Origin of the sequence: Aquimarina spinulae, assembly GCF_943373825.1 — a bacterium.
GTDB classification, from domain to species: domain Bacteria; phylum Bacteroidota; class Bacteroidia; order Flavobacteriales; family Flavobacteriaceae; genus Aquimarina; species Aquimarina spinulae.
Map to the genome: position 1 here is coordinate 1067601 of NZ_CALSBP010000002.1, position 23972 is coordinate 1091572.

30 protein-coding genes are annotated in these 23972 nt (G+C 35.5%); 4 read left to right on the top strand and 26 right to left on the bottom strand.

Annotation, left to right across the window (positions count from 1 at the left end; translation table 11 throughout):
• Positions 1-102 precede the first annotated feature (102 nt).
• The 26 genes from infA to rpsL form a co-directional block, all read right to left on the bottom strand.
• Positions 103-318 (bottom strand): translation initiation factor IF-1, encoded by a 216-nt coding sequence (gene infA, locus NNH57_RS10300; RefSeq protein ID WP_008613577.1) that lies wholly within the window; start codon positions 316-318, stop codon positions 103-105.
• Positions 318-1655, bottom strand: a complete 1338-nt coding sequence (gene secY, locus NNH57_RS10305; RefSeq protein ID WP_025666462.1) for a preprotein translocase subunit SecY — start codon at positions 1653-1655, stop codon at positions 318-320. The genes infA and secY overlap by 1 nt, the downstream gene beginning before the upstream one ends.
• A 10-nt stretch (positions 1656-1665) precedes the next feature.
• Positions 1666-2118 (bottom strand): 50S ribosomal protein L15, encoded by a 453-nt coding sequence (gene rplO / locus NNH57_RS10310; protein ID WP_025666461.1) that lies wholly within the window; start codon positions 2116-2118, stop codon positions 1666-1668.
• 9 nt (positions 2119-2127) lie between these two features.
• Positions 2128-2307, bottom strand: a complete 180-nt coding sequence (rpmD, locus tag NNH57_RS10315) for a 50S ribosomal protein L30 (RefSeq protein ID WP_024770862.1) — start codon at positions 2305-2307, stop codon at positions 2128-2130.
• 11 nt (positions 2308-2318) lie between these two features.
• Positions 2319-2843, bottom strand: a complete 525-nt coding sequence (gene rpsE, locus NNH57_RS10320; protein ID WP_025666460.1) for a 30S ribosomal protein S5 — start codon at positions 2841-2843, stop codon at positions 2319-2321.
• Between the two features lie 6 nt (positions 2844-2849).
• Entirely contained in the window at positions 2850-3206 is a 357-nt protein-coding gene (rplR, locus tag NNH57_RS10325; RefSeq protein WP_025666459.1) for a 50S ribosomal protein L18, read from the bottom strand.
• Between the two features lie 11 nt (positions 3207-3217).
• Positions 3218-3760 carry a 50S ribosomal protein L6 gene (rplF, locus tag NNH57_RS10330; protein ID WP_074408994.1) on the bottom strand — a complete coding sequence of 181 codons (543 nt, stop codon included), beginning with the start codon at positions 3758-3760 and terminating at the stop codon, positions 3218-3220.
• A 20-nt stretch (positions 3761-3780) separates the two neighbouring features.
• Positions 3781-4179 (bottom strand): 30S ribosomal protein S8, encoded by a 399-nt coding sequence (gene rpsH, locus NNH57_RS10335; RefSeq protein WP_025666457.1) that lies wholly within the window; start codon positions 4177-4179, stop codon positions 3781-3783.
• Positions 4180-4248: 69 nt separating this feature from the next.
• On the bottom strand, positions 4249-4518 hold the full coding sequence (rpsN, locus tag NNH57_RS10340; RefSeq protein WP_025666456.1) for a 30S ribosomal protein S14: 270 nt from the start codon (positions 4516-4518) through the stop codon (positions 4249-4251).
• Between the two features lie 2 nt (positions 4519-4520).
• Positions 4521-5072, bottom strand: a complete 552-nt coding sequence (gene rplE, locus NNH57_RS10345) for a 50S ribosomal protein L5 (protein ID WP_025666455.1) — start codon at positions 5070-5072, stop codon at positions 4521-4523.
• A gap of 2 nt (positions 5073-5074) precedes the next feature.
• A complete protein-coding gene (gene rplX / locus NNH57_RS10350; RefSeq protein WP_025666454.1) occupies positions 5075-5386 on the bottom strand; it encodes a 50S ribosomal protein L24 in 312 nt (103 codons plus the stop codon).
• 13 nt (positions 5387-5399) lie between these two features.
• A complete protein-coding gene (gene rplN, locus NNH57_RS10355) occupies positions 5400-5768 on the bottom strand; it encodes a 50S ribosomal protein L14 (protein ID WP_024770870.1) in 369 nt (122 codons plus the stop codon).
• A gap of 2 nt (positions 5769-5770) precedes the next feature.
• Positions 5771-6028 (bottom strand): 30S ribosomal protein S17, encoded by a 258-nt coding sequence (rpsQ, locus tag NNH57_RS10360; protein ID WP_025666453.1) that lies wholly within the window; start codon positions 6026-6028, stop codon positions 5771-5773.
• Positions 6029-6040: 12 nt separating this feature from the next.
• Positions 6041-6235 carry a 50S ribosomal protein L29 gene (gene rpmC / locus NNH57_RS10365; RefSeq protein WP_025666452.1) on the bottom strand — a complete coding sequence of 65 codons (195 nt, stop codon included), beginning with the start codon at positions 6233-6235 and terminating at the stop codon, positions 6041-6043.
• A 12-nt stretch (positions 6236-6247) separates the two neighbouring features.
• Positions 6248-6667 (bottom strand): 50S ribosomal protein L16, encoded by a 420-nt coding sequence (rplP, locus tag NNH57_RS10370; protein WP_025666451.1) that lies wholly within the window; start codon positions 6665-6667, stop codon positions 6248-6250.
• Positions 6668-6687: 20 nt separating this feature from the next.
• On the bottom strand, positions 6688-7413 hold the full coding sequence (gene rpsC, locus NNH57_RS10375) for a 30S ribosomal protein S3 (protein ID WP_025666450.1): 726 nt from the start codon (positions 7411-7413) through the stop codon (positions 6688-6690).
• A gap of 8 nt (positions 7414-7421) precedes the next feature.
• The gene (rplV, locus tag NNH57_RS10380; RefSeq protein ID WP_024770875.1) at positions 7422-7829 is read right to left on the bottom strand and encodes a 50S ribosomal protein L22; all 408 of its coding nucleotides are present in this window, start codon (positions 7827-7829) and stop codon (positions 7422-7424) included.
• 8 nt (positions 7830-7837) lie between these two features.
• Entirely contained in the window at positions 7838-8116 is a 279-nt protein-coding gene (rpsS, locus tag NNH57_RS10385) for a 30S ribosomal protein S19 (RefSeq protein ID WP_024770876.1), read from the bottom strand.
• Positions 8117-8122: 6 nt separating this feature from the next.
• On the bottom strand, positions 8123-8947 hold the full coding sequence (rplB, locus tag NNH57_RS10390; RefSeq protein ID WP_074408995.1) for a 50S ribosomal protein L2: 825 nt from the start codon (positions 8945-8947) through the stop codon (positions 8123-8125).
• 9 nt (positions 8948-8956) lie between these two features.
• The gene (gene rplW, locus NNH57_RS10395; RefSeq protein WP_024770878.1) at positions 8957-9247 is read right to left on the bottom strand and encodes a 50S ribosomal protein L23; all 291 of its coding nucleotides are present in this window, start codon (positions 9245-9247) and stop codon (positions 8957-8959) included.
• Positions 9248-9252: 5 nt separating this feature from the next.
• Positions 9253-9882 carry a 50S ribosomal protein L4 gene (gene rplD / locus NNH57_RS10400; RefSeq protein ID WP_025666448.1) on the bottom strand — a complete coding sequence of 210 codons (630 nt, stop codon included), beginning with the start codon at positions 9880-9882 and terminating at the stop codon, positions 9253-9255.
• Positions 9882-10499, bottom strand: coding sequence for a 50S ribosomal protein L3 (rplC, locus tag NNH57_RS10405; RefSeq protein WP_074408996.1), 618 nt, complete (start codon positions 10497-10499; stop codon positions 9882-9884). The genes rplD and rplC overlap by 1 nt, the downstream gene beginning before the upstream one ends.
• A 180-nt stretch (positions 10500-10679) precedes the next feature.
• Positions 10680-10985, bottom strand: a complete 306-nt coding sequence (gene rpsJ, locus NNH57_RS10410) for a 30S ribosomal protein S10 (protein WP_010181931.1) — start codon at positions 10983-10985, stop codon at positions 10680-10682.
• 11 nt (positions 10986-10996) lie between these two features.
• On the bottom strand, positions 10997-13123 hold the full coding sequence (gene fusA, locus NNH57_RS10415) for an elongation factor G (RefSeq protein ID WP_074408997.1): 2127 nt from the start codon (positions 13121-13123) through the stop codon (positions 10997-10999).
• Positions 13124-13133: 10 nt separating this feature from the next.
• On the bottom strand, positions 13134-13610 hold the full coding sequence (gene rpsG, locus NNH57_RS10420; RefSeq protein WP_024770882.1) for a 30S ribosomal protein S7: 477 nt from the start codon (positions 13608-13610) through the stop codon (positions 13134-13136).
• Between the two features lie 23 nt (positions 13611-13633).
• Positions 13634-14008, bottom strand: a complete 375-nt coding sequence (rpsL, locus tag NNH57_RS10425; RefSeq protein WP_024770883.1) for a 30S ribosomal protein S12 — start codon at positions 14006-14008, stop codon at positions 13634-13636.
• A 797-nt stretch (positions 14009-14805) separates the two neighbouring features.
• Here rpsL and NNH57_RS10430 point away from each other — a divergent pair.
• The 4 genes from NNH57_RS10430 to NNH57_RS10445 all read left to right on the top strand — a co-directional run bounded on the left by NNH57_RS10430 (position 14806) and on the right by NNH57_RS10445 (position 23953).
• Complete coding sequence (locus NNH57_RS10430; protein ID WP_074408998.1) at positions 14806-18087, top strand: SusC/RagA family TonB-linked outer membrane protein; 3282 nt, start codon at positions 14806-14808, stop codon at positions 18085-18087.
• A gap of 8 nt (positions 18088-18095) precedes the next feature.
• On the top strand, positions 18096-19418 hold the full coding sequence (locus NNH57_RS10435; RefSeq protein WP_074408999.1) for a SusD/RagB family nutrient-binding outer membrane lipoprotein: 1323 nt from the start codon (positions 18096-18098) through the stop codon (positions 19416-19418).
• Between the two features lie 278 nt (positions 19419-19696).
• Positions 19697-22507: a TonB-dependent receptor domain-containing protein gene (locus tag NNH57_RS10440; RefSeq protein ID WP_074409000.1), complete on the top strand. Its 2811-nt coding sequence runs from the start codon at positions 19697-19699 to the stop codon at positions 22505-22507.
• Between the two features lie 24 nt (positions 22508-22531).
• The gene (locus tag NNH57_RS10445) at positions 22532-23953 is read left to right on the top strand and encodes a tetratricopeptide repeat protein (protein WP_082994951.1); all 1422 of its coding nucleotides are present in this window, start codon (positions 22532-22534) and stop codon (positions 23951-23953) included.
• Positions 23954-23972: the final 19 nt, after the last annotated feature.

Genomic DNA, 23972 nt, shown 5'->3' on the forward strand with positions numbered 1-23972 from the left:
TCCAAAACATACAAATTATATCTTTTGGAAGATATCAGTAACAAGATTTTTCGGCCTGCAAAACTACACAAAAAATCTTAATTTACAATATTCTTTAATTATTTAGTATCTATATGTTATACGAGCCTTAGTTAAATCATAAGGACTCATTTCTAACTTTACCTTATCTCCTGGTAATAATTTAATGTAATGCATACGCATCTTACCAGATATATGAGCTGTCACTACGTGACCATTTTCTAGTTCTACACGAAACATTGCATTTGATAATGCTTCGATGATACTTCCGTCTTGTTCTATTGCCGGTTGTTTTGCCATTATGCTACTGCTTTACGGTTTTTACCAGTTTTCATTAATCCATCATAATGTCTATTTAACAAGTATGAATTAACCTGTTGCATTGTATCGATAGCTACACCTACCATAATAAGTAGAGAAGTTCCTCCGAAAAACAATGCCCAACCTTGTTGTACATTCAACAATTTAACTGCTATCGCAGGAAACACTGCAATTAGCGCCAAGAATATTGATCCTGGCAATGTGATCTGAGACATGATCTTATCTAAATATTCTGATGTTTCACTTCCCGGGCGAATACCAGGAATAAAACCACCACTACGCTTCAAATCGTCTGCCATTTTATTTGTTGGCACCGTGATAGCTGTATAAAAATATGTAAATATGATAATCAATACTGCAAATAAAACATTATACCAAAATCCAAAAATATCGCTAAATGCTGCAGCAATACCTTGAGAGGTTTCTGAATCTGACAAACCAGCTACAGCGGCAGGCACGAACATAATTGCCTGAGCAAAAATGATAGGCATTACCCCTGAAGCATTTAATTTTAAAGGTATATACTGACGAGATCCAAAAACATTCTTCTCGTATCCTCCTCCAGCTGTTCTTCTAGCATATTGAACAGGTATTTGACGTACCGCCATTACCAACAATACTGATGCTAATATAATTACAAACCAGATAACCAGTTCTATCAATACCATAATCATTCCTCCTCCATCGCCAGAAGTTCTTGATGCAAAGTTTTGCACAAATGATTGCGGCAGCGTAGCAATAATACCCACCATAATTAAAAGAGAGATACCATTACCTATACCTTTATCTGTAATTTTTTCACCTAACCACATGGCAAAAATACAACCTGTAGATATAATGATTACAGAAGACACAACAAAAACTGTTTGATTAGGAATCACAAAAGCTTCTGCCGGAAGTGTTGCAAACAGATTATAGATATATCCTGGTCCTTGAACCAAAGTAATAGCGATAGTTAACCAACGTGTAATTTGGTTAATCTTTTTTCTACCACTTTCTCCTTCTTTTTGTAGTTTTTGTAAATAAGGAATAGCTATTCCCATTAACTGCACTACAATTGAGGCTGATATATACGGCATAATACCTAATGCAAATACTGAAGCGTTAGCGAAAGCTCCTCCTGTAAACGCGTTAAGCAATCCCAACAAACCATCTTGAGTTTGTGTTCCCAGGTTTGCTAATTCTGAAGCATCTATTCCTGGAAGTACTATTTGCGCCCCAAATCGATATACCAAAAGTAATCCTAGTGTAACTAAGATTCTATTCTTTAGTTCTTCGATTTTCCAAATGTTTTTTATTGTGTCAATAAATTTCATGAATTGTCTATTATAAGGTTACTGCTTCACCACCTGCCGCTTCTATAGCAGCTTTTGCAGTGGCTGTAAATTTGTGAGCTGAAACTTTTAATTTTGCTTTCAGTTCACCTCTTCCCAATATTTTAACCAAATCATTTTTCCCCGCCAAACGTGTAGTTAAAATCACATCTAGATCAACAGTATCTTTAATTTTACCATCATCTACTAATTTCTGTAGTGTGTCTAAATTAATCCCTTGATACTCTTTTCTGTTGATGTTTTTAAAACCAAATTTTGGCACACGTCTTTGAAGAGGCATTTGCCCACCTTCAAAACCTATCTTTTTAGAATATCCAGAACGTGATTTTGCTCCTTTATGTCCACGAGTAGCAGTTCCTCCCTTTCCAGAACCTTGTCCACGACCTACTCGTTTGCTATTGTTTTTTACCGAACCTGCAGCAGGTTTTAAGTTACTTAAATCCATGTGCTTTTATTATTTTGTTTCTATCGAAACTAAATGTTTAACTTTATTTACCATCCCAAGGATATTAGGAGTATCTTCATGCTCCACAACCTGGCCGATCTTTTTAAGACCTAGAGCCTCTAGGGTTCTCTTCTGTCTCTGAGTACGGTTAATCGCACTTTTTACTTTAGTAATTTTAATCTTTGCCATCGTTCCTGAATTTATCCTTTAAACACTTTCTCTAGTGAAACTCCACGTTGAGTTGCTACTTGTTGCGCACTACGCAATTGTAACAAAGCATCAAACGTTGCTTTCACCACATTGTGTGGGTTAGACGATCCTTGGTTTTTAGAAAGTACATCATGTACCCCTACAGATTCTAATACTGCACGGATTGCTCCACCAGCAATTACCCCGGTACCTGTAGCAGCAGGTAAGAGTAAAACTCTTGCTCCACCGTACTTACCTTTTTGTTCGTGAGGTAATGTACCTTTATGTAATGGAATACGAACCAAATTCTTTTTTGCATCTTCTACTGCCTTAGCGATAGCTTCTGCTACCTCTTTAGACTTACCTAAACCGTGACCTACAACACCGTTTTCGTCACCTACAACAACTATAGCCGAGAAACCAAATGCTCTACCACCTTTAGTTACCTTAGTTACACGTTGCACACCAACTAAACGATCTTTAAGTTCAAGCCCGCTTGGTTTTACTAATTCTGCGTTTTTATATTTTTGATACATATTTTCTTAGAATTTAAGTCCTGCTTCTCTAGCACCGTCTGCTAATGATTTTACTCTACCGTGATACAAATATCCTCCTCTATCAAAGGATACTGTTTCTACACCAGCTTTCTTAGCTTTTTCAGCAAGCGCTTTTCCTACTAAGTTTGCTTTTTCTATCTTACTTCCTTTTGCTGAAGCAATGTCTTTATCTCTTGAAGAAGCTGCACTGATTGTTTTACCAGTTACATCATCTATGACTTGAGCATAGATTTCTTTATTACTTCTAAAAACAGATAATCTAGGACGTTGTTCTGTACCGCTTACATTACCGCGGATACGCTTTCTTATCTTTAATCTTCTTAAATCTTTTGAGAATGCCATAACGTTAGTTATTATGCAGATTTACCTGCTTTTCTTCTTAATTGTTCTCCTACGAATTTGACTCCCTTCCCTTTATAAGGTTCTGGTTTACGAAAGCCTCTAATTTTAGCTGCTATCTGACCCACCAATTGCTTATCATGAGAAGTTAATTTTACGATAGGGTTCTTACCTTTTTCTGAAATAGTTTCGACCTTAACTTCTGGCGCTATCTCTAAAACTATATTATGAGAGAATCCCAAAGCCAAATCTAATTTCTGACCCTGATTAGAAGCTCTATAACCAACTCCTACCAATTCTAACTCTTTAGTAAATCCTTCAGAAACTCCATTAACCATATTATTAATCAAAGCTCTGTATAAACCGTGCTTTGCTTTATGATCTTTGGCTTCACTAGGTCTTTCTAGAACTACCTGGCCCTCTTCGACTTTCACACCGATACTATCGATTTTCTGAGAAAGCTCTCCTAATTTTCCTTTAACAGTAACAACATTACCTGTCACTTCAACAGTGACACCAGACGGAATAGTTACTGGATTTTTTCCTATTCTTGACATTTCTTTTGTCTTTTATACTGTTAATATACGTAACAAAGTACTTCACCACCTACATTCTCTTGCTTTGCACGTTTACCGGTCATTACACCATGAGAAGTAGAGACTATTGCAACACCTAATCCGTTAAGAATTCTTGGAATATCATTAGACCCTGCATACTTACGTAAACCTGGCTTACTGATTCTTTGCAATTCTTTAATAACTGGTTCTTTAGTTATTTTATCGTATTTAAGTGCTATTTTGATAGTACCTTGTGTTGTATTATCTTCAAATTTATAACTTAAAATATATCCTTGATCGAATAATATCTTAGTGATCTCTTTTTTAACCTTCGATGCTGGAATCTCAACTACTCTGTGCTGAGCACTATTTGCATTACGAATTCTGGTTAAATAATCTGCTATAGGATCTGTATTCATTGTTTATAATTTATGGTTTTGGTTTTCAATTTTTTAATTGAACCTTAAACCAATTAATTTACTTTATTATTACCAACTAGCTTTTGTTACTCCCGGAATTAATCCTTTGTTCGCCATCTCTCTGAATGTTACACGAGAAATTCCAAACTGACGCATATATCCTTTTGGTCTTCCTGTTAACTTACAACGATTATGCTTACGAATTGGCGAAGCATTTTTAGGCAACTTCTGTAATGCTTCATAATCTCCAGCTTCTTTTAAAGCTTTACGTTTTTCAGCGTACTTTGCTACAGTTTTTGCTCTCTTCACCTCACGGGCTTTCATTGATTCTTTAGCCATAATTAATTCTTTTTAAAAGGTAATCCTAGTTCGGTTAACAATGATTTTGCTTCTTTATCGGTTTTTGCCGAAGTTTCGAAAGTAATGTTCATTCCTGAAATCTTATTTACCTTATCGATATCGATCTCGGGAAAAATAATCTGCTCAAGAACACCTAATGAATAATTACCTCTACCATCAAAACCTGTAGCTTTAATTCCGTTAAAATCTCTAACACGTGGTAAAGCTGAAGTAATAAGACGATCTAAAAATTCGTACATTCTTTCTCCTCTTAACGTAACTTTTGCTCCAATTGGCATTCCTTTACGTAATTTGAAAGAAGCAACATCCTTTTTAGAAATCGTTGCTATAGCTTTCTGACCTGTTATATTTGTTAATTCGTCTACTGCATAGTCGATTAACTTTTTATCGGCTACTGCTGCTCCAACACCTCTACTTAAAACTATTTTTTTAAGTTTTGGTACTTGCATTACATTATCATAGCTGAATTCTTCTGTAAGAGCAGACACTACTCTGTCTTTATACTCTTGTTTTAATCTTGGGATATAAGCCATAATTATATTACTTCATTAGATTTTTTAGAAAATCTCACTTTCTTATCTCCTTCTATTCTATATCCTATTCTTGTTGTTTCACCTTTAGCGGTTAACAATGATAAGTTAGAAATATGAATAGGTGCTTCTTGTTTTACAATACCACCTTGTGGATTTGTAGCACTAGGCTTCTGGTGTTTTGACACTAAGTTCACACCTTCTACAATTGCCTTGTTCTTATCTTTCAATACTTTTTGCACAGTTCCCTCTTGACCTTTATTGTCTCCAGCAATAACTCGCACAGTATCTCCTGATTTTATTTTTAGCTTTGTCATCTTCACAAATGTTTTAAAGCACTTCTGGCGCTAGTGAAACAATCTTCATGAATTGCTTATCACGAAGTTCTCTTGCTACTGGACCAAATACACGTGTTCCTCTCATTTCTCCTGTAGGAGTCAATAGAACACACGCGTTATCATCAAAACGGATATAAGAACCGTCTGGTCTACGCACTTCTTTTTTGGTACGAACTACAACTGCAGTTGAAACTGCTCCTTTTTTAATGTTTCCATTTGGAGTTGCTTCTTTTACACTGACAACTATTTTGTCTCCTACAGAGGCGTATCTTCTTTTTGTACCACCTAAAACACGAATGACTAAAACTTCTTTTCCACCTGTGTTATCGGCTACTTTTAATCTAGACTCTTGTTGTACCATAATTACTTCGCTCTTTCAATTACTTCTACTAATCTCCAGCATTTGGTTTTACTCAAAGGTCTTGTTTCCATGATCTTTACAGTATCACCAATATTGCAGTCGTTTTTCTCGTCGTGTGCAACGTATTTTTTCGTTTTTAACACGAATTTTCCGTACATAGGATGTTTTACTTTTTTAACTTCAGCAACCACAATGGATTTCTGCATTTTGTTACTAGTAACAACTCCTATACGCTCTTTTCTTAAATTTCTTTTTTCCATCTTTCAGCAGAATTAACCGTTTAATTCTCTTTTTGTTAGCTCTGTAGCCATTCTCGCAATAGATCTTCTTACTTTACGTAATTGTAAAGGGTTTTCTAAGGGAGACATAGCGTGAGCCATTCTTAAATCTGAATACGCTTTTTGAGATTTACCAAGTTCCTCTTGTAATTCAGCTGTAGATAATTCTTTTACTTCTGATTGTTTCATAATCCTCAAATATTAAGCTTGATAATCTCTAGCTACTATAAACTTAGTTTTTACAGGAAGCTTCTGAGCTGCCAGACGTAAAGCTTCTTTAGCTACGTCATAAGGCACTCCGCTTATTTCAAATAATATTCTTCCTGGTTTTACTACTGCTGCCCAATACTCAACAGCACCTTTTCCTTTACCCATACGTACTTCAAGAGGTTTCTTAGTTATAGGCTTGTCTGGGAAAATTTTAATCCACAGAGAACCTTCTCTCTTCATATAACGAGTAGCAGAAATACGAGCTGCTTCTATTTGTCTAGCAGTAACAAAACTTGAATCTAATGATTTGATTCCGAAAGTACCATTAGAAAGTGTGTGTCCTCTTTGAGAAAGACCTTTCATACGTCCTTTTTGTTGCTTACGGAATTTTGTTCTTTTAGGCTGTAACATTGTTAATTTACTTTAAAAAATTACTTTCTACGACGTGATTTGTTATTACCTCCACTTCGTCCACCTCTGTCACCTTTTCCTTGTTTTTTGGATAAACCAACCAAAGGAGAAAGCTCTCTTTTACCATATACTTCGCCTTTCATAATCCATACTTTAACACCCAATCTACCATAAGTAGTGTGTGATTCTACCAAAGCATAATCTATGTCAGCTCTAAATGTTGATAAAGGAATACGACCTTCTTTATAAGACTCTGTACGTGCCATTTCTGCACCGTTCAAACGTCCTGAAATCTGGATTTTGATACCTTCTGCATTCATTCTCATTGCTGCCGCGATAGCCATTTTAATAGCACGACGATATGAGATACGGCTTTCGATTTGTCTTGCAACACTCGATCCTACCAAAAATGCATCAAGTTCTGGTCTTTTGATTTCAAAAATATTGATCTGAACTTCCTTTTCTGTAATTTTCTTAAGCTCTTCTTTTAACTTGTCTACCTCCTGACCACCTTTTCCGATAATAATACCAGGTCTAGCAGTAGTGATAGTAACGGTTACAAGTTTAAGCGTACGCTCAATAATTACTCTAGATACACTAGCTTTTGATAAACGTGCGTGTACATACTTTCTAATCTTATCGTCTTCGGCAAGTTTGTCACCGTAGTCATTACCTCCATACCAGTTAGATTCCCATCCTCTGATAATACCAAGGCGATTTCCGATTGGATTTGTCTTCTGTCCCATAGTTTATATTAGCTTTGTGTATTATTGTTTGCTGCAACCACTATTGTTACGTGGTTAGAGCGTTTTCTTATTCTGTGTGCACGACCCTGTGGAGCAGGACGAAGTCTTTTTAACATACTCCCTCCATCTACACGAATCTCTTTTACAAAAAGATCTGCATCTTCGATGCTAGCGTCTTCATTTTTCGCCTGCCAGTTTGCTATTGCCGAAAGCAATAACTTTTCTAAACGACGTGATGCTTCTTTAGGGTTAAATCTAAGAATATGAAGCGCCTTTTCAACTTTTACACCACGAACTAAATCCGCTACTAAACGCATCTTACGAGGTGACGTAGGGCAGTTATTAAGTTTAGCAAAAGCGATTTGCTTTTTCTCTTCCTTAATTCTTTCTGCCATTTCTCTTTTACGAACTCCCATGACTTAAATTATTTTTTACCTTTATTTTTAGCACCAGCGTGTCCTCTAAAGGAACGTGTTGGCGAAAATTCTCCTAATTTATGACCTACCATATTCTCGGTAATATATACCGGTACAAACTGGCGACCATTATGAACTGCAATTGTTTGCCCTACAAAGTCAGGAGTAATCATAGATGCTCTAGACCAAGTCTTAATAACAGACTTTTTATTAGCTTCTACATTTGCAGCTACTTTTTTCTCTAACTTATAGTGAACGTAAGGTCCTTTTTTTAATGAACGTGCCATATCTTATTATTTCTTTCTACGTTCTACAATATACTTATTACTCGCTTTCGTTTTAGAACGGGTTCTAAATCCTTTTGCAGGAAGACCTTTTCTAGAACGTGGGTGACCTCCAGAAGAGCGTCCTTCTCCACCACCCATTGGGTGATCAACAGGGTTCATCGCTACTGGTCTCGTACGAGGACGACGACCTAACCATCTTGTTCTACCAGCTTTACCTCCTACGATCAATTGATGATCACTATTAGATATAGCACCTATAGTAGCCACACAGTTAACTAATATCATTCTCACTTCACCAGAAGGTAATTTTACCGTAGCAAACTTACCATCTCTAGCCATAAGCTGAGCGAATGATCCAGCACTACGAGCCATAACAGCACCTTGACCTGGGCGTAATTCTATACAAGAAATGATTGTACCTAATGGAATATCACTAAGTGGCATAGCGTTACCGATCTCTGGAGCTACATTGCTACCAGAAACGACATTCTGACCTACCTGTAAACCATTTTGAGCGATAACATAGCGTTTCTCACCATCTTGGTAATTTAGCAACGCTATAAATGCAGTTCTGTTTGGATCGTATTCTATTGTTGCAACGGTAGCAGGAATTCCCTGTTTATCACGTTTAAAATCAATGATACGATACCTTCTTTTATGACCACCACCTTTGTAGCGCATAGTCATTTTTCCTTGACTGTTTCTACCTCCAGATCTTTTTTTCGGAGCCAATAGGCTTTTTTCCGGCTTATCAGTAGTAATGGCGTCAAATCCATTTACTACTCTAAAACGCTGACCTGGGGTAATTGGCTTTAATTTTCTTACTGACATTTTCTAGTCTTAAAGATTACTATATAAATCAATTACTTCACCTTCCGCCACCTGTACAATTGCTTTTTTATAAGCACTTGTTTTACCAGTGACCATACCTGTTTTTGTATAACGAGTATTACGATCTGGACGGACATTTATTGTTCGAACTTTAGTAACAGATACACCATAAGCAGCTTCAACTGCTTTCTTGATCTCTACCTTATTCGCTTTCTTATCTACTACAAAACCATAGCGGTTAAACACTTCACTATCTGCAGTAGCCTTTTCTGTAATAATAGGTTTTATTAAGATACTCATGGCTTCTATTTACTTAAATTCGTTTCAATTCCTTTCAAAGAACTTTCCAAAAGCACAACATTATTCGCATTAAGTATTTTGTAAGTACTTAATTCTGAAGAAGTTATAACTTCTGAACTTTTCAAATTGCGTGACGACAAATATACATTTTTATTCGACTCTGCCAACACAAACAAAGATTTTTTGTTTTCAAGCCCTAAAGACTTTAAAACTGCAGTAAAATTCTTAGTTTTTACAGTATCAAAAGTAAAGTCTTCGATCACTGTTATTGCTTTGTCATTTGCCTTAATACTTAACGCAGATTTACGTGCTAATCTCTTTAAGTTCTTATTCAATTTAAAAGAGTAGCTACGTGGTCTAGGACCAAAAACTCTACCTCCACCTTTAAATATAGGAGACTTTATACTACCTGCTCTCGCGGTACCTGTCCCTTTTTGCTTCTTTATCTTTCTAGTACTACCTACAATTTCTGCACGCTCCTTAGCTTTATGAGTACCTTGACGTTGATTAGCCAAGTATTGCTTCACATCTAAGTATACAGCATGATCATTTGGTTCTATACCAAAAACAGCATCAGAAAGGTCTGCCTTTCTTCCTGTTTCTTTTCCGTTTATATCAATTACCGCTACTTTCATTACTTCTGAATCGTTACATAAGCGTTTTTATGTCCAGGAACACATCCTTTAACAACAAGTATATTCTTTTCAGGAACTACTTTTAACACTCTTAAGTTTTGAACTTTTACTTTTTCTCCACCCATTCTACCTGCCATTTTCATTCCTTTGAAAACTCTTGCAGGATATGATGCAGCACCAATAGAACCTGGGGCTCTTAAACGGTTATGCTGACCATGAGTTGCTTGACCAACACCACCAAAATTGTGTCTCTTTACTACCCCTTGAAAACCTTTTCCTTTTGAAGTTGCTGATACATCAACAAATTCTCCTTCGGCAAAGTGCTCAACAGTTACTGTATCTCCTAATTTGTAATCCTCCTCAAAACCTTTGAATTCGACAACTTTACGTTTAGCAACAGTTCCTGCTTTTTTAAAGTGACCTAACGCCGCTTTAGTAGCATTTTTGTCTGCTTTGTCATCGAAACCTAGCTGAACAGCTTCATAACCGTCAACTTCTTCAGTTCTGACTTGGGTAACCACACATGGTCCAGCTTCGATTACTGTACATGGAATATTCTTTCCATTTTCATCGAAGATGCTGGTCATGCCGATCTTTTTTCCTATTAACCCAGACATATTTAATTATTTATTAATGATTTACTTATTCTATATTGAAATTACTTTCAATTTTTTTATTCTTTTGCAAAAAAACAGGGTCAAAACACGTTCAACCCTGAATGTATTTCTTTGCCGTTTTTCCCTCGCATACAGCTTGGGACATTTTATCGTAAGGTACACTTACGCACCAAGGTCTTATCACACTTTGATTTCAACCTCTACTCCACTTGGTAATTCCAACTTCATTAACGCATCAATCGTTTTTGAAGAAGAGCTATAAATATCCAAAAGCCTTTTATAAGAACTTAATTGAAATTGCTCTCTGGATTTTTTGTTTACGTGTGGAGAACGAAGCACCGTAAAAATTTTCTTATGTGTTGGCAAAGGAATTGGCCCAGTTACTACAGCTCCTGTACTCTTTACCGTCTTTACGATTTTCTCAGCAGACTTATCTACTAAGTTATGATCGTAAGATTTTAGTTTTATTCTGATTTTTTGACTCATTTCTGTAATAATTAAGCGTTAACTCCTTTTGCAGCTGCAATTACTTCTTCCGAAATATTAGAAGGAGTTTCAGCATAGTGAGAAAATTCCATTGTTGATGTTGCTCTACCAGATGACAATGTTCTTAATGTTGTTACATATCCAAACATTTCAGAAAGCGGAACAGTTGCTTTTACAGTTTTTGCACCAGCACGATCACCCATATCACTTACTTGCCCTCTACGACGGTTAAGATCACCTACGATATCACCCATATTTTCTTCTGGAGTAATAACCTCTAATTTCATAATTGGCTCCATAATTACGGCTTTAGCAGCTTTTGCTGAATTTTTAAAACCTAATTTAGCAGCTAATTCGAAAGATAGTTGATCAGAATCCACATCGTGATAAGATCCGTCAGTCAATGTTACCTTAATCGCATCCACTTCATAACCAGCTAAAGGTCCATTTACCATTGCCATTTTGAAACCTTTCTCTATAGAAGGAACAAATTCTTTTGGTACGTTTCCACCTTTTATCTTATTAATAAACTCAAGTCCAACTACACCTTCATCTGCTGGTTCAATTGTAAATACAATATCTGCAAATTTTCCTCGTCCACCAGATTGCTTCTTGTAAACTTCTCTATGTTCTGCTACAGCAGTAATAGCTTCTTTGTACTCTACTTGTGGTTGACCTTGATTTACTTCAACTTTGAATTCTCGTTTTAAACGATCTACAATAACATCCAAGTGAAGTTCACCCATTCCAGATATGATAGTCTGTCCTGAAGCTTCATCAGAACGCACTGTAAATGTTGGATCTTCTTCGGCCAGTTTCCCTAAGCCAATCCCTAATTTATCAACATCTGCTTTAGTCTTAGGCTCAACCGCGATACCAATTACAGGATCCGGAAAGTCCATAGATTCTAAAACAATAGGGTTTTTCTCATCTGTAAGTGTATCTCCTGTTTTGATAGATTTAAATCCAACAGCAGCACCAATATCTCCAGCTTCTATATACTCAATTGCATTTTGCTTATTAGCATGCATTTGATAGATACGAGAAATACGTTCTTTTTTACCAGAACGATTGTTTAACACATAAGAACCTGCATCTAAACGACCAGAATAAGCTCTAAAGAATGCTAAACGCCCTACAAAAGGATCTGTAGCAATTTTAAAAGCTAAAGCCGCAAAAGGCTCTTTTACATCTGGCTTACGTATCTCTTCTTGATCTGTATTAGGATTTATACCTGCAATACCTTCTTTATCTGTTGGAGAAGGTAAATAACGACATACCGCATCTAATAAAAACTGAACACCTTTATTTTTAAACGCAGATCCACAGATCATAGGAATAATACTCATATCCATTACAGCAGCTCTAAGTGCAGCATGCACTTCTTCTTCTGTAATCGATTCTTCATCTTCCATAAATTTCTCAAGAAGATCTTCATCATACGCAGCAACTTCTTCAATAAGTTTACCACGAAGCGTTCTTGCTTCTTCTTTAAGATCATCTGGAATATCAATAACATCAAACGTTGACCCTTGTCCTTCTTCATGCCATACAATAGCACGATTCTTTACCAAATCAACAATTCCTTTGAAATCTTCTTCGTCACCAATATTTAACACAATAGGTACTGCATTAGAACCTAGCATATCTTTAACCTGCTGACATACTTCCATAAAATTAGATCCTTGACGGTCCATCTTATTCACAAAACCGATTCTTGGTACTTTATAGTTATCAGCAAGTCTCCAGTTAGTTTCTGATTGTGGCTCTACACCATCAACAGCACTAAACAAAAACACTAACCCATCTAGTACACGCAAAGAACGATTTACCTCTACTGTAAAATCAACGTGACCCGGAGTATCAATTATATTAAAATGATACCCTTTAGTATCATCTACCGGTTTACCATTTTCTGTTGGAAAACTCCACTCACATGTTGTAGCAGCAGAAGTAATCGTGATACCACGTTCTTGCTCTTGCTCCATCCAATCCATAGTAGCTGCACCATCATGCACCTCACCAATTTTATGACTCACCCCAGTATAATAAAGAATACGTTCGGTGGTTGTAGTTTTCCCTGCGTCAATATGCGCAGCAATTCCTATATTTCTAGTATATTTTAAATCTCTAGCCATTTCTTAATGATTAAAATCTAAAGTGAGAGAATGCTTTATTTGCTTCAGCCATTTTATGAGTATCTACTCTTTTCTTAACAGCAGCTCCTTCTTCTTTTTCTGCAGCTATAATTTCTGCAGCAAGTTTCTGAGCCATAGATTTCTCATTTCTTTTACGTGAAAATTGAATCAACCACTTCATAGCGGTAGATATTTTACGATCTGGTCTGATTGGATTAGGAATTTGAAAAGTAGCTCCTCCTACACGACGGCTTCGCACCTCTACATGTGGCATTACATTAGATAAAGCATCTTTCCAAATTTCTAAAGACGTTTTTTCGTCATTTTGTTTTTTCTCTTCTACGATATCAATTGCATCATAGAATATTTTGAAAGCTGTCGATTTCTTTCCATCCCACATCATCATGTTCACAAAACGTGTAACTAATTGATCGTTAAAACGTGGATCTGGCAAAATCGGTCTTTTTTTAGCCTTTCTTTTTCTCATGTCTTCTTCTTAAAGTTTTTTGATTACTTCTTAGGGCGTTTAGCACCATACTTAGATCTACGTTGTGTTCTTCCTTCTACACCTGCGGTGTCTAAAGCTCCACGAACAATGTGATATCTAACTCCTGGTAAATCTTTTACCCTTCCACCTCTAACTAATACTATCGAGTGCTCCTGGAGGTTATGACCTTCACCACCGATGTACGCATTTACTTCTTTACCATTTGTTAACCTAACACGAGCTACTTTACGCATAGCTGAATTTGGTTTTTTTGGTGTAGTAGTATAAACACGTGTACAAACACCGCGGCGTTGCGGGCACGAATCCAAAGCAGCCGATTTACTCTTCTTAGTTATTTTGGCTCTACCTTTTCTTACTAATTGTGAAATTGTTGGCATAATTTGCTTTACACTATTATTAAAAATTTAAAAAAATATCCCTTTTAAAGGGCTGCAAAGGTAGAAATATTTTCGAGCAAATCAAATCCTAAGGGATTAATTTTTATTCGTTTATATATATCACCCGAAATAAACAAGGCAGAACAGTAATGTCACCAAACAAATCACAACAAAAACCTTCTGCATTAACCTAAACAGAAGACAAACATAATACTATAATATACGATTACAACATCTTACTATATTATAATGTATACATCTAACTAATTACACCAACTTTACAATAGCTACACTTTAAATTATTATAACCTATCCTTTGTCTAAAAAAAACACTTATCCAATAATAACATAAACTCCCAATATTGCATCCTTATATATACTATAATCAAATTTAAACACTTAATAGGCCCAAATCAAGACAACTCTTCTGCACAGCACTAAACTTTTACAACTTGTTAATCAATAAGAACACTCCTTACATTAAACCTAATACACAATACAAAATATTAAATTAATCAACCTAATCACTCCCCCTATCTACCTAGCACACAAAAACACAACATACGATTAAAATTAGAACTCAAATCACACCTTAATATCTAAATAAACTTTATTTAAACACATTATCATTCCTACAAGCGAAAAAAAAACAAATAAAAAAATCATTACAATTTCAACAAAAAAAAAGCAAAAAAAATGCATTTTCAACAACCGTTTTAAACTTTTAATTACAAAAAGTTGTTTTATTAAGATTTTATTAAGATTTTTGGAACTGGCTAATTCAAATAAATTATAAAATGAAAACAAAGTTTAGTGGAATTTTAACGCTATTACTAGCGTTTGTTGTGCAATTTACTTTTGCACAGGAAAAAGCAATTTCAGGAACTGTAACCGATGATAAAGGGTTACCTCTTCCTGGAGTTAATGTTATTGTGAAAAATACAGCAAATGGTACTCAAACTGATTTCGATGGTAAATATACCATTCAGGCAACTCAGGGCGCAGTACTTTCTTTCAGCTATGTCGGATTCGACTCGAAAGATGTGGTGGTTGGCGACGGTAACTCAATTAATCTTCAATTATCAGCTTCAGCTTCGGAACTAGAAGAAGTTGTTATAACTGCTCAAGGGCTTAAAAGAGGGAAAAAAGCTATTGGATACGCATTACAGCAGGTAGATAGCGAAGATATTATTGAATCAGGCTCTACAAATGCAGTAGATGCATTAGTAGGAAAAGCTGCTGGTATACAAATTACCAGATCATCTGGATCTGCAGGTGGTGGTTCCAGAATACTGGTTCGTGGTGTAACCTCGTTGATTGGAAACAATCAACCTCTTATTGTTATTGATGGGGTAAGAACAAATAATGAAACCTTATCTACTGAAGGAAACACTGCGGGAACAGCACAATCTAATCGTTTAATGGATCTTAATACAGAAGATATTAAATCCTTAACAGTATTAAAAGGGGCGGCCGCTACAGCATTATATGGAACTGCTGGATCAACCGGTGTTATTGTTATCGAAACTAAAAAAGGGAATAAAGATCAGAGATTTAGTATAGATTTCACTTCCCAGACTACGATTGATCAAGTAACTTCTGTTTTTGATCTTCAAAATATATTTGCTCAAGGTTCTGGTGGAACATATGCAGACCCATCTACAGGAGCAAGTGGTTCTTGGGGACCTAGAATATCTGATTTAGAATATTCTACAAACTCTAGTCACCCAAATGCTCCAGGAGCGAGTGCTTTTGATTCTAATGGACGATATCTTTATGACCCAAATGGTTTTTTAGTTCCTAGAGGAACAGGAAATGGGCAAGCAGCTAATACTTACGATAACGTAGGTGATTTTTTCACAACAGCAGTTAGCACCCTTCACTCTCTTGGGGTTCAAGGTGGTGCAGAAAATTCATCTTACAGATTTTCAACCTCTTATCTTGATGGCGAAGGAGTAGTTCCTAATGAGCTTTATGATCGATTCACTGCATCTTTAGCAGGAGATTTACAAGCTACAGAAAAATTAAGTTTTAGTACTACATTAAATTATGCAAAATCTGATTTTCAAAGGGTTCAACAAGGATCTAACACCTCTGGGCTTCTGTTAGGATTACTAAGAACTCCTGCATCATTTGATAACTCAGGAGGCTATGGTAGAGATGCCGTTGATACTCCTGCTGCTTATATATTCTCAAATGGAAACCAAAGAAACTATCGTGGTGGTGGTGGATATGACAATCCATATTGGACAGTCAACAATACCCTTCGAGATGAAGAGGTTAATAGAGTATATGGTAGTTTCAAATTAAACTACCAAGCTCACCCATGGCTTAATGTTGGGTTTAATGTAGGTACAGATTATACAAATGACCGAAGAAAGCAAAATTTCGAAATCAATTCAAGAACGCAATCATCAGGTCAAGTAATCAAGGATGAGTTCAACACTTCTATTATTGATTCTTATTTAAATCTTACAGGATCAGGAGAAATAACTACAGATTTTACTTTAAATTATTTGGTTGGAGCCAATTTGTTTTCTTTCAAAAGGTCTAGACTAAATGTTTCAGGAACAAATTTACTTTTTCAAAACTTTTTGGATTTAAGTAATGCTACTGACGTTACCTCTTTTGAAACCCTTACCCGATATAGAACTCTTGGTGTTTTCGGACAGATAGAATTTGGATGGAAAGACGCAATATTTATTACTGCTACAGGTAGAAATGACTGGGATACTAGATTAGCAGGAACGGGAGATAATTTTGACTTAGGAAGTTTAAGTTTCTTTTACCCTTCTGTTTCTTCTTCTATTGTTTTTTCAGAATTCTTACCTGAGAATGATATTCTTACTCTTGGTAAACTAAGAGGTTCTTGGGCCCAAGTAGGAGCCCCACCTCCATTTGCATATTTAACCTCTACTTCATTTGAAGTTGATCCTATTGGAGATGGATGGGGGAATGCGAATAGCTTCCCAATTGTAGGGCAAACAGGTTTTGAATTAGATAATGTTCGAGGTAATTCTTCACTAACTCCTGAAATATCTGAAACTATTGAGGTTGGTGCTGATTTACGTTTTTTTAATGATAGATTTGGAATTGACTTCACCTATTACAAAAGAAAAACCAAGGATGCTATTCTAAATGCATCACTACCGTCATCTACAGGTTCTACCAATGTATGGCTAAATGCAGGTAGACTAACTTCTGATGGTATCGAATTAGTTGTTGATGGAACACCTGTACGAAATGACAATTTTACCTGGAACACTCAGTTCAACTTTACGAAATCTGAAAGTGTTGTTGACGAACTTGCTCCAGGATTAGAACGTCTTTTCCTTGCAGGCTTTAACAGTGCAGGTACATACCTAGTTGCCGGTAACCCATATGGAGCTATTTTTGGAGGTGCATACTTAAGAGAAGGCGCTGGTGGCGCAAATGATGATGGCTTAAATATCCCGAGTGGCTCTGTTGTAATTAATGACGACCCTACTTCATCTGAATACGGATATCAAGCAGTAGATCCAACTCAACGATCGATTGGTAATCCAAATCCTGATTTTATTTTAGGATGGAAAAATAGCTTTAGCTATAAAAGAATTAATTTCTCATTTCTATTAGATTGGAGACAAGGTGGTGATCTTTGGAATGGAACGGCATGGGCTCTTTCTTTCTTTGGTAGATCTCAAATTACAGCAGAAACAAGACAAGAGGCTCCAGCACCGATTCAAGGAGTTTTATCTGATGGATCAGCAAATAACATTCCTGTGGTAAGAGATCAATCATACTGGCAATCTTCACTTGGTGGATTTGGAGCTGTAGGAGAACAATTTGTTCAAGATGGTGGTTGGATAAGACTTAGAGAAGTTGGTTTATCTTATAGCTTTCCTGAAAAAATGTTTGGAGGCAAATTTGTAAAAGGAGGATCAATTGGTGTAACTGGTAGAAATCTTTGGTTTACTTCTGATTATGAAGGTATCGATCCGGAAACCAGTCTAACAGGTACAGGTAATGGACAAGGCTTTGATTATTTCAATATGCCAAGTACAAAATCTGTAATTTTTAAACTATCACTTAAATTCTAAAAAATATTATGAAATCACATATTTTTAAAATACAATTTATCTTTTTATTGTGCATCGCCACAATATCTTGTGAAAATTTTTTAGATGAAAATCTAAACGTAGACCCAAATAAACCTTCTTCAGTTCCTGTTAGTGCCATGTTACCCTCTATAGGTATCAATATTGCAGATGTTACAGGAGGTGATTTTTCTAGGTTTAACTGCCTGTTAACGCAACAAGTAGAAGGTGTTGCCAGACAATGGACATCTTTCAATAGTTATACAGGATTAACTCCTAATAGGTTTGATACTGCTTGGACTAATTTATATGAAGCAATTTTTATCGAACTAGATATTTATATAAAACAAAGTGAAGAATTAGGAGCTAATCATTATCTAGGTATTGGACAAATACTTCAGGCCTACTCATTAATGTTAGCCACTGATGTTTGGGGAGATATACCATATACCGAAGCAGGTCAAGGTCTTGACAACACTTCTCCTGTATATGATGATCAAGCTACAGTAATATACCCTGCGATTTTCTCCTTACTTCAAAGCGGTATTGAAAATCTAGGAAAAAACGATGGAGGTTTTGCTGTTGAAGGAGATGTTTTTTATAGTGGTGATACTGCATTATGGATAAAAGCTGCAAGAGCAATAAGAGCAAGAGCGCATTTACACCAAGATAATTATGCTGATGCTTTAACAGATGCTCAAGCATCTTTCACATCAAGAAGTGATAATTTAAGATTTACTTATGAAGCAACCAAACCTGGTCAATGGCATAGGTTTAATGATGGAAGAACAGGTGATATTGAATTTCACCCATTCATGAGTGGCTTAATGACAGCACTTAATGACACTGATAGATTAGCTATTTTTTCTGAAACATTTGTTACTGGTCATTCTTATTTGATTGATGCCTTTGGCCAGGATTTAATTTCATATAGAGAAATTAAATTCATAGAAGCTGAATGTTTACTAAGAACAGGAGGAAGTGACGCCGCAATTTCTACAGCTTATTTAGCAGGTATCGAAGCATCATTTGAAGAAGTAGGCCTTACAAATGCACAATACACCACCTACATCGGCAATGCTACTGTTAACCCTGGCGTAGGAAGTATTGCATTAGATCCTCATGTTTATACTCAAAAATATATTGGGCTTTTTGTTCAACCAGAAGTATACAACGACTATAGAAGGACCGGATTTCCTAATTTAACACCAACTTCGGGAACACAAGTTCCTGTGAGATGGAATTATAGTAGTGACGAGTTATTGTTTAACACAAATACTCCTGGCCCAAGTGAAGCTGATTTATATAAACCAAGAGTTGATTGGAATCTATAAAATTTTTAATTTTCCAAATTAGAAATTGGCTCACAACCAAAAGTAGACATAGCGTTAATTTTCAATAGCTTACTACTATATAAAAACAAAAGAACCTGTAATTTAGTTTACAGGTTCTTTTTTGTTTTTAATGTCTTATCTCATTATAAAGTAGCAATAAACTATTGCTAATATTTGGTCTCTTTAGATTGTAATTATATATTTTTTAATAGTGAAAAGTTGTTTTATTAAGATATTATGATGATTTTTGGAGCTGGCTAATTCAAATAAATTGTAAAATGAGAACAAAGTTTAGTGGAATTCTAACGCTTTTACTAGCGTTTGTCGTGCAATTCACTTTTGCACAAGAAAAAACGATTTCAGGAACTGTAACCGATGATAAAGGGTTACCTCTTCCTGGAGTTAATGTTGTTGTAAAAAATACAGCAAGTGGTACTCAAACCGATTTTGATGGAAACTATACCATCCAAACAAATCGAGGTGCTGTACTTTCCTTTAGTTATGTTGGATTTAATCCTAAAGATGTAATAATTGGAGATAGTAACACTATCAATATCCAATTAGTTACCTCTGCTTCTGAATTAGAAGAAGTAGTAATCACCGGACAAGGTTCTGGTATAGCTAAAAGAAAATTATCTACTACTGTAGATTTTTTAACAGCCGATCAAGTAGACAAATTACCTTCTAATCAAATAGATCAATTATTACAGTCTACTACGCCTAGTGCGCAAATAAGGTTAAGTTCTGGTCAACCTGGTACAGCAGCTATCATAAGAACAAGAGGAGCTATTTCTGCTTCGACCTCGGCAACACCAGTAGTTATTGTTGACGGTATTCGTGTAGATAATTTAAATTCGAATCCTCAGTTAGGTATTGGAACAGGAGGTGCTGCGATTTCTGCATTAGCAGATATCCCTGTAGAATCTATAGAAAAAATAGAATATATTAAGGGAGGTGCAGCAACAACTTTATATGGTGCTGATGCGGCAAATGGTATCATCCAAATTATTACTAAGAAAGGTACTTCTGGTAAAACAAGATTTATGTTCGAAACTAAAGTTGGAGCGATCAAAGCGACTGAAGACTTTCTTAAATATAAAAGAACAGGTGAGGCTTTATTTGAACCTGGTCTTGCTATAGAATATAAAATAGGAGTTAATGGAGGTAATGAAAAAGTTACTTATAACTTTTCAGGTAGTTTATACGCAGATGACTCTTTCAATAGGTTAAATGAACAAGTAAGAAGAAACCTTTCTTTTGGTCTTGGTGCACAAGTAACTGATAGATTAAAATATCAAGGGTCTTTCTCTTATGTTGGTTTTGAATCTAACCTGGATTACAATGCAAATACTAGTTTTTCTAGATTTTCGGCTTTTGAAGGTGCTGGACGTGGAAACCTAGATGAATTAACAGAAGCTGAATGGCAAGATGAATTAAATCGTTCTAATAACATTGGAGCTCAAGTAGACATAAATAGTACTGTAAATCGTTTTACAAACTCTAACAAATTTACTTACGATTTTACAGATAGTTTTCAAGCAAATGCAATTATAGGTGTTGATTCTAGAACACAGACACAACAAGAGGTTGGATCTAATGCACTTCAAATCGCTCAAGGGTCGATTAACCCTGGTACAACCGATCAAGCATACTTAAACCGACTAGTGAGACACGCTTTTACAGTTACTGGTGATCTTAATTTTACGCACAGAGCTAATTTAGAAAACTTCTCATTTGTAACTGTTTTTGGAGGACAATTTTTTAGATCAACAGACAGACAGTATAATACAGGAGGCTCAGGTGGAGTTGATGGTACTACTGATTTAGGTTTTTTCCCAACTCAAACAACGGATGATTTTATTTTAGAAAATGCTAATTATGGAGTGTACTTTTTAGAGAATATTGGGATTTATGATGTAGCCTTTCTTGAATTTGGTGGTCGACTAGATCAAAATACTCAAGCGGGTAAAAATACAGATCCTTTATTCTTACCTAAAATCGGTATTACCTATAATATTTCTGATCATGATTTTTATTATGACAGTGGTATAAAAGATATTTTATCTACTGTGAAGTTAAGAGCGAACTATGGTGAAGCAACAAATTTTGCACGAGCGTTTTCACAAGATAAAACCTTTAATCTTAATCCATTTTTAGGAGCTCCATCTTTTATCTTTAACAACCCTGGAAATGATGATTTAATTTCTGAAACTGTTATTACCACAGAATATGGTATCGAATTAGGATTGTTTAATGACAGAATTAATCTAAGTGGTACAAGATATGTTGCGACAACAGAAGATGCATTATTTACTCCTGGACAGCCACCAACTAGTGGTCAATTTAATCAAATCCAAAATATTGGTGAAATTAAAAATGAGGGATGGGAACTTGCCTTGAGTGCTGATGTTATTAGAAGCGAAAAGCACACTTTAAACGTTAACTTTTCTTACAACACGAACGAAAATAGTGTAGTTAGTACTGGTGGTGCTCCTGCATTTAATGTTGGTGGATTTACTGTTATCGGATCTTGGGTAGAAGAAGGAGAAAGCCTTGGATATCTTAGAGGTACTTCTGCTGCTCCTAATGGAGATGGTACATATACATTCACTCCAAATAGTCCTCTAGGAGATACATTTGCTCCTTATTTTGGATCATTTGGAATAAACTATACATGGGATAAATTTAATTTCTTCATGACTGGAGATTATCAATTTGGAGGAAAGATTGTTGATTTAAGCTTTTTACTAAGACATTTAAGAGGAGCTGATGATACTGGAATTCCTGAAGATCTTGTAGGAACGACTAGTCCTTTTAATTATGTTAATTATTTTACTTATGATAATGATTTTGTAAAAATTAGAAATATAGGAATCAATTATTCTTTAGGAGATAAGTTGGGAATATTTGAAAATGTAATTATTGGATTTACAGTAACGAATCCTTTCAACTGGACTGCTGGTGATTTTGATCCAGAGACTACAGGTTCAGGTATTAATCTTCAGAATGGGTTTAGTAGTGGAGGATTTGCTTATGGTACAGAATCTGCACCAAGAACTTATATGACCTCTCTTAAATTCCAGTTTTAAGAATAAATTTAAAATATATTAAAAATGAAAAAAATATTTTTATACACCTTAACAATTGTTCTTTTAATAGGATGTACAGATGATCTAAAAGATGCAACTGATTTCACTTCTGTAGAGAACCCGAATCTTTCTGAGGCATCTATTATAGGTAAACCTAACTCTTCATCAATATGGCTTGAAGGGATTGAAAGAGACCTATCAATTACTTTAAATGAAATATTAATACTAGCAGAACTTGGTTCTGATAATTATGTAAATACTCAAACTTTTTTTAGTCAATTTTTGGATGGTCTTGAAATAAGAATTGATGATCCAGATATGAGAGATACACAATTTAGAATAGCTAGAGTTCGTGAAGCTGCTAAATTTGGACTAGAATCTGTTGGTCCTAATGATTCAGAATATAATACTGAAACAGAAGCTGAGTATAACTTTTTTGAAGGAATGTCGTATTTATATGCAGGGATGTACTTCTCTAATCTTCCGCAGGAAGAGCTAGGACCTACATTTACTTCGGTTCAGAATCTGACAAGTGCTATAACTTCATTTGATCTTGCAATAGGCCTTAATCCTAAAGCAGAGTATTATCTTGCAAAAGCAAGGGCTAATTATTATTTAGGAAATAAAGCAGAGGCTGTACAAGCGGCAAATGATGCTTTAGGACTTAGTACTAGTTTTCTAAGATCTGCTCGATATGACGAATTAAATGGTCCTTCAAATAGATTAGAAGATGCATTTTATGAAAGAGCTACTTTTGATGATTTTCAACCGTTACCATCTTTAGATTTTCTTGATCCAAAATATTCTTTTGTTGATGCAAATCAAGATGCTTCTGTACATTATTTAAAAGCAGAAGAAGCATATTTAATTTTAGCAGAATCTAATCTTGCAGACAATAATGTTGGAGCAGCTCAAACTAATTTAGAAGATTTATTAACGTTGGTGGGTACTAGAGAAGTAAGAACTATAGATGATTCTATTGAAGGAAGAACTCAACAAAGTCCTGGATCTAGACCAGATAAAGCTACTGTTGTGGTTAATTCAAGACCAGGTTTAGTTTTAGATCGTCAGGCTGGTAATGTAATGGTACCTTCTGTATCTGGTACTTCTTTAGTACAAACAGATATTGATGCTATGACTGGTGGAGACACTTCACTAGAATTACTATATAGAACTAGACAAGAAATTTTTATTGCAGAAGGACTTCGTTTTGCAGATATGGGAGTTAAATTGGTTATTCATGAAAATGAGATCTTACAAAACTCAAATATTTCAGAAGGAGATCCTGGTACTGTATCAGTTATTCCATCGTTTATAAATTCTAATATTGCAAATTTAGATGCATTTACTTATGATGACGGAACTGGTGTTGTAACTACCGCGATAGATCTTAATTCTATTTTGGTTGCAAACAAAACTTCTAATGAGGTTTTACCTTTTCATTAATTGTGATCTAGTATTATAT

Bases quoted from the DNA above. Each gene is read 5' to 3' on its own strand.
- infA (WP_008613577.1), bottom strand. From the start codon at position 318: ATGGCAAAACAACCGGCAATAGAACAAGACGGAAGTATCATCGAAGCA.
- secY (WP_025666462.1), bottom strand. From the start codon at position 1,655: ATGAAATTTATTGACACAATAAAAAACATTTGGAAAATCGAAGAACTA.
- rplO (WP_025666461.1), bottom strand. From the start codon at position 2,118: ATGGATTTAAGTAACTTAAAACCTGCTGCAGGTTCGGTAAAAAACAAT.
- rpmD (WP_024770862.1), bottom strand. From the start codon at position 2,307: ATGGCAAAGATTAAAATTACTAAAGTAAAAAGTGCGATTAACCGTACT.
- rpsE (WP_025666460.1), bottom strand. From the start codon at position 2,843: ATGTATCAAAAATATAAAAACGCAGAATTAGTAAAACCAAGCGGGCTT.
- rplR (WP_025666459.1), bottom strand. From the start codon at position 3,206: ATGGCATTCTCAAAAGATTTAAGAAGATTAAAGATAAGAAAGCGTATC.
- rplF (WP_074408994.1), bottom strand. From the start codon at position 3,760: ATGTCAAGAATAGGAAAAAATCCAGTAACTATTCCGTCTGGTGTCACT.
- rpsH (WP_025666457.1), bottom strand. From the start codon at position 4,179: ATGAATACAGATCCTATAGCAGATTATTTAACCAGAATTCGTAATGCA.
- rpsN (WP_025666456.1), bottom strand. From the start codon at position 4,518: ATGGCTAAAGAATCAATGAAAGCCCGTGAGGTGAAGAGAGCAAAAACT.
- rplE (WP_025666455.1), bottom strand. From the start codon at position 5,072: ATGGCTTATATCCCAAGATTAAAACAAGAGTATAAAGACAGAGTAGTG.
- rplX (WP_025666454.1), bottom strand. From the start codon at position 5,386: ATGACAAAGCTAAAAATAAAATCAGGAGATACTGTGCGAGTTATTGCT.
- rplN (WP_024770870.1), bottom strand. From the start codon at position 5,768: ATGGTACAACAAGAGTCTAGATTAAAAGTAGCCGATAACACAGGTGGA.
- rpsQ (WP_025666453.1), bottom strand. From the start codon at position 6,028: ATGGAAAAAAGAAATTTAAGAAAAGAGCGTATAGGAGTTGTTACTAGT.
- rpmC (WP_025666452.1), bottom strand. From the start codon at position 6,235: ATGAAACAATCAGAAGTAAAAGAATTATCTACAGCTGAATTACAAGAG.
- rplP (WP_025666451.1), bottom strand. From the start codon at position 6,667: ATGTTACAGCCTAAAAGAACAAAATTCCGTAAGCAACAAAAAGGACGT.
- rpsC (WP_025666450.1), bottom strand. From the start codon at position 7,413: ATGGGACAGAAGACAAATCCAATCGGAAATCGCCTTGGTATTATCAGA.
- rplV (WP_024770875.1), bottom strand. From the start codon at position 7,829: ATGGGAGTTCGTAAAAGAGAAATGGCAGAAAGAATTAAGGAAGAGAAA.
- rpsS (WP_024770876.1), bottom strand. From the start codon at position 8,116: ATGGCACGTTCATTAAAAAAAGGACCTTACGTTCACTATAAGTTAGAG.
- rplB (WP_074408995.1), bottom strand. From the start codon at position 8,947: ATGTCAGTAAGAAAATTAAAGCCAATTACCCCAGGTCAGCGTTTTAGA.
- rplW (WP_024770878.1), bottom strand. From the start codon at position 9,247: ATGAGTATCTTAATAAAACCTATTATTACAGAAAAGGCTACTGCAGAT.
- rplD (WP_025666448.1), bottom strand. From the start codon at position 9,882: ATGAAAGTAGCGGTAATTGATATAAACGGAAAAGAAACAGGAAGAAAG.
- rplC (WP_074408996.1), bottom strand. From the start codon at position 10,499: ATGTCTGGGTTAATAGGAAAAAAGATCGGCATGACCAGCATCTTCGAT.
- rpsJ (WP_010181931.1), bottom strand. From the start codon at position 10,985: ATGAGTCAAAAAATCAGAATAAAACTAAAATCTTACGATCATAACTTA.
- fusA (WP_074408997.1), bottom strand. From the start codon at position 13,123: ATGGCTAGAGATTTAAAATATACTAGAAATATAGGAATTGCTGCGCAT.
- rpsG (WP_024770882.1), bottom strand. From the start codon at position 13,610: ATGAGAAAAAGAAAGGCTAAAAAAAGACCGATTTTGCCAGATCCACGT.
- rpsL (WP_024770883.1), bottom strand. From the start codon at position 14,008: ATGCCAACAATTTCACAATTAGTAAGAAAAGGTAGAGCCAAAATAACT.
- NNH57_RS10430 (WP_074408998.1), top strand. From the start codon at position 14,806: ATGAAAACAAAGTTTAGTGGAATTTTAACGCTATTACTAGCGTTTGTT.
- NNH57_RS10435 (WP_074408999.1), top strand. From the start codon at position 18,096: ATGAAATCACATATTTTTAAAATACAATTTATCTTTTTATTGTGCATC.
- NNH57_RS10440 (WP_074409000.1), top strand. From the start codon at position 19,697: ATGAGAACAAAGTTTAGTGGAATTCTAACGCTTTTACTAGCGTTTGTC.
- NNH57_RS10445 (WP_082994951.1), top strand. From the start codon at position 22,532: ATGAAAAAAATATTTTTATACACCTTAACAATTGTTCTTTTAATAGGA.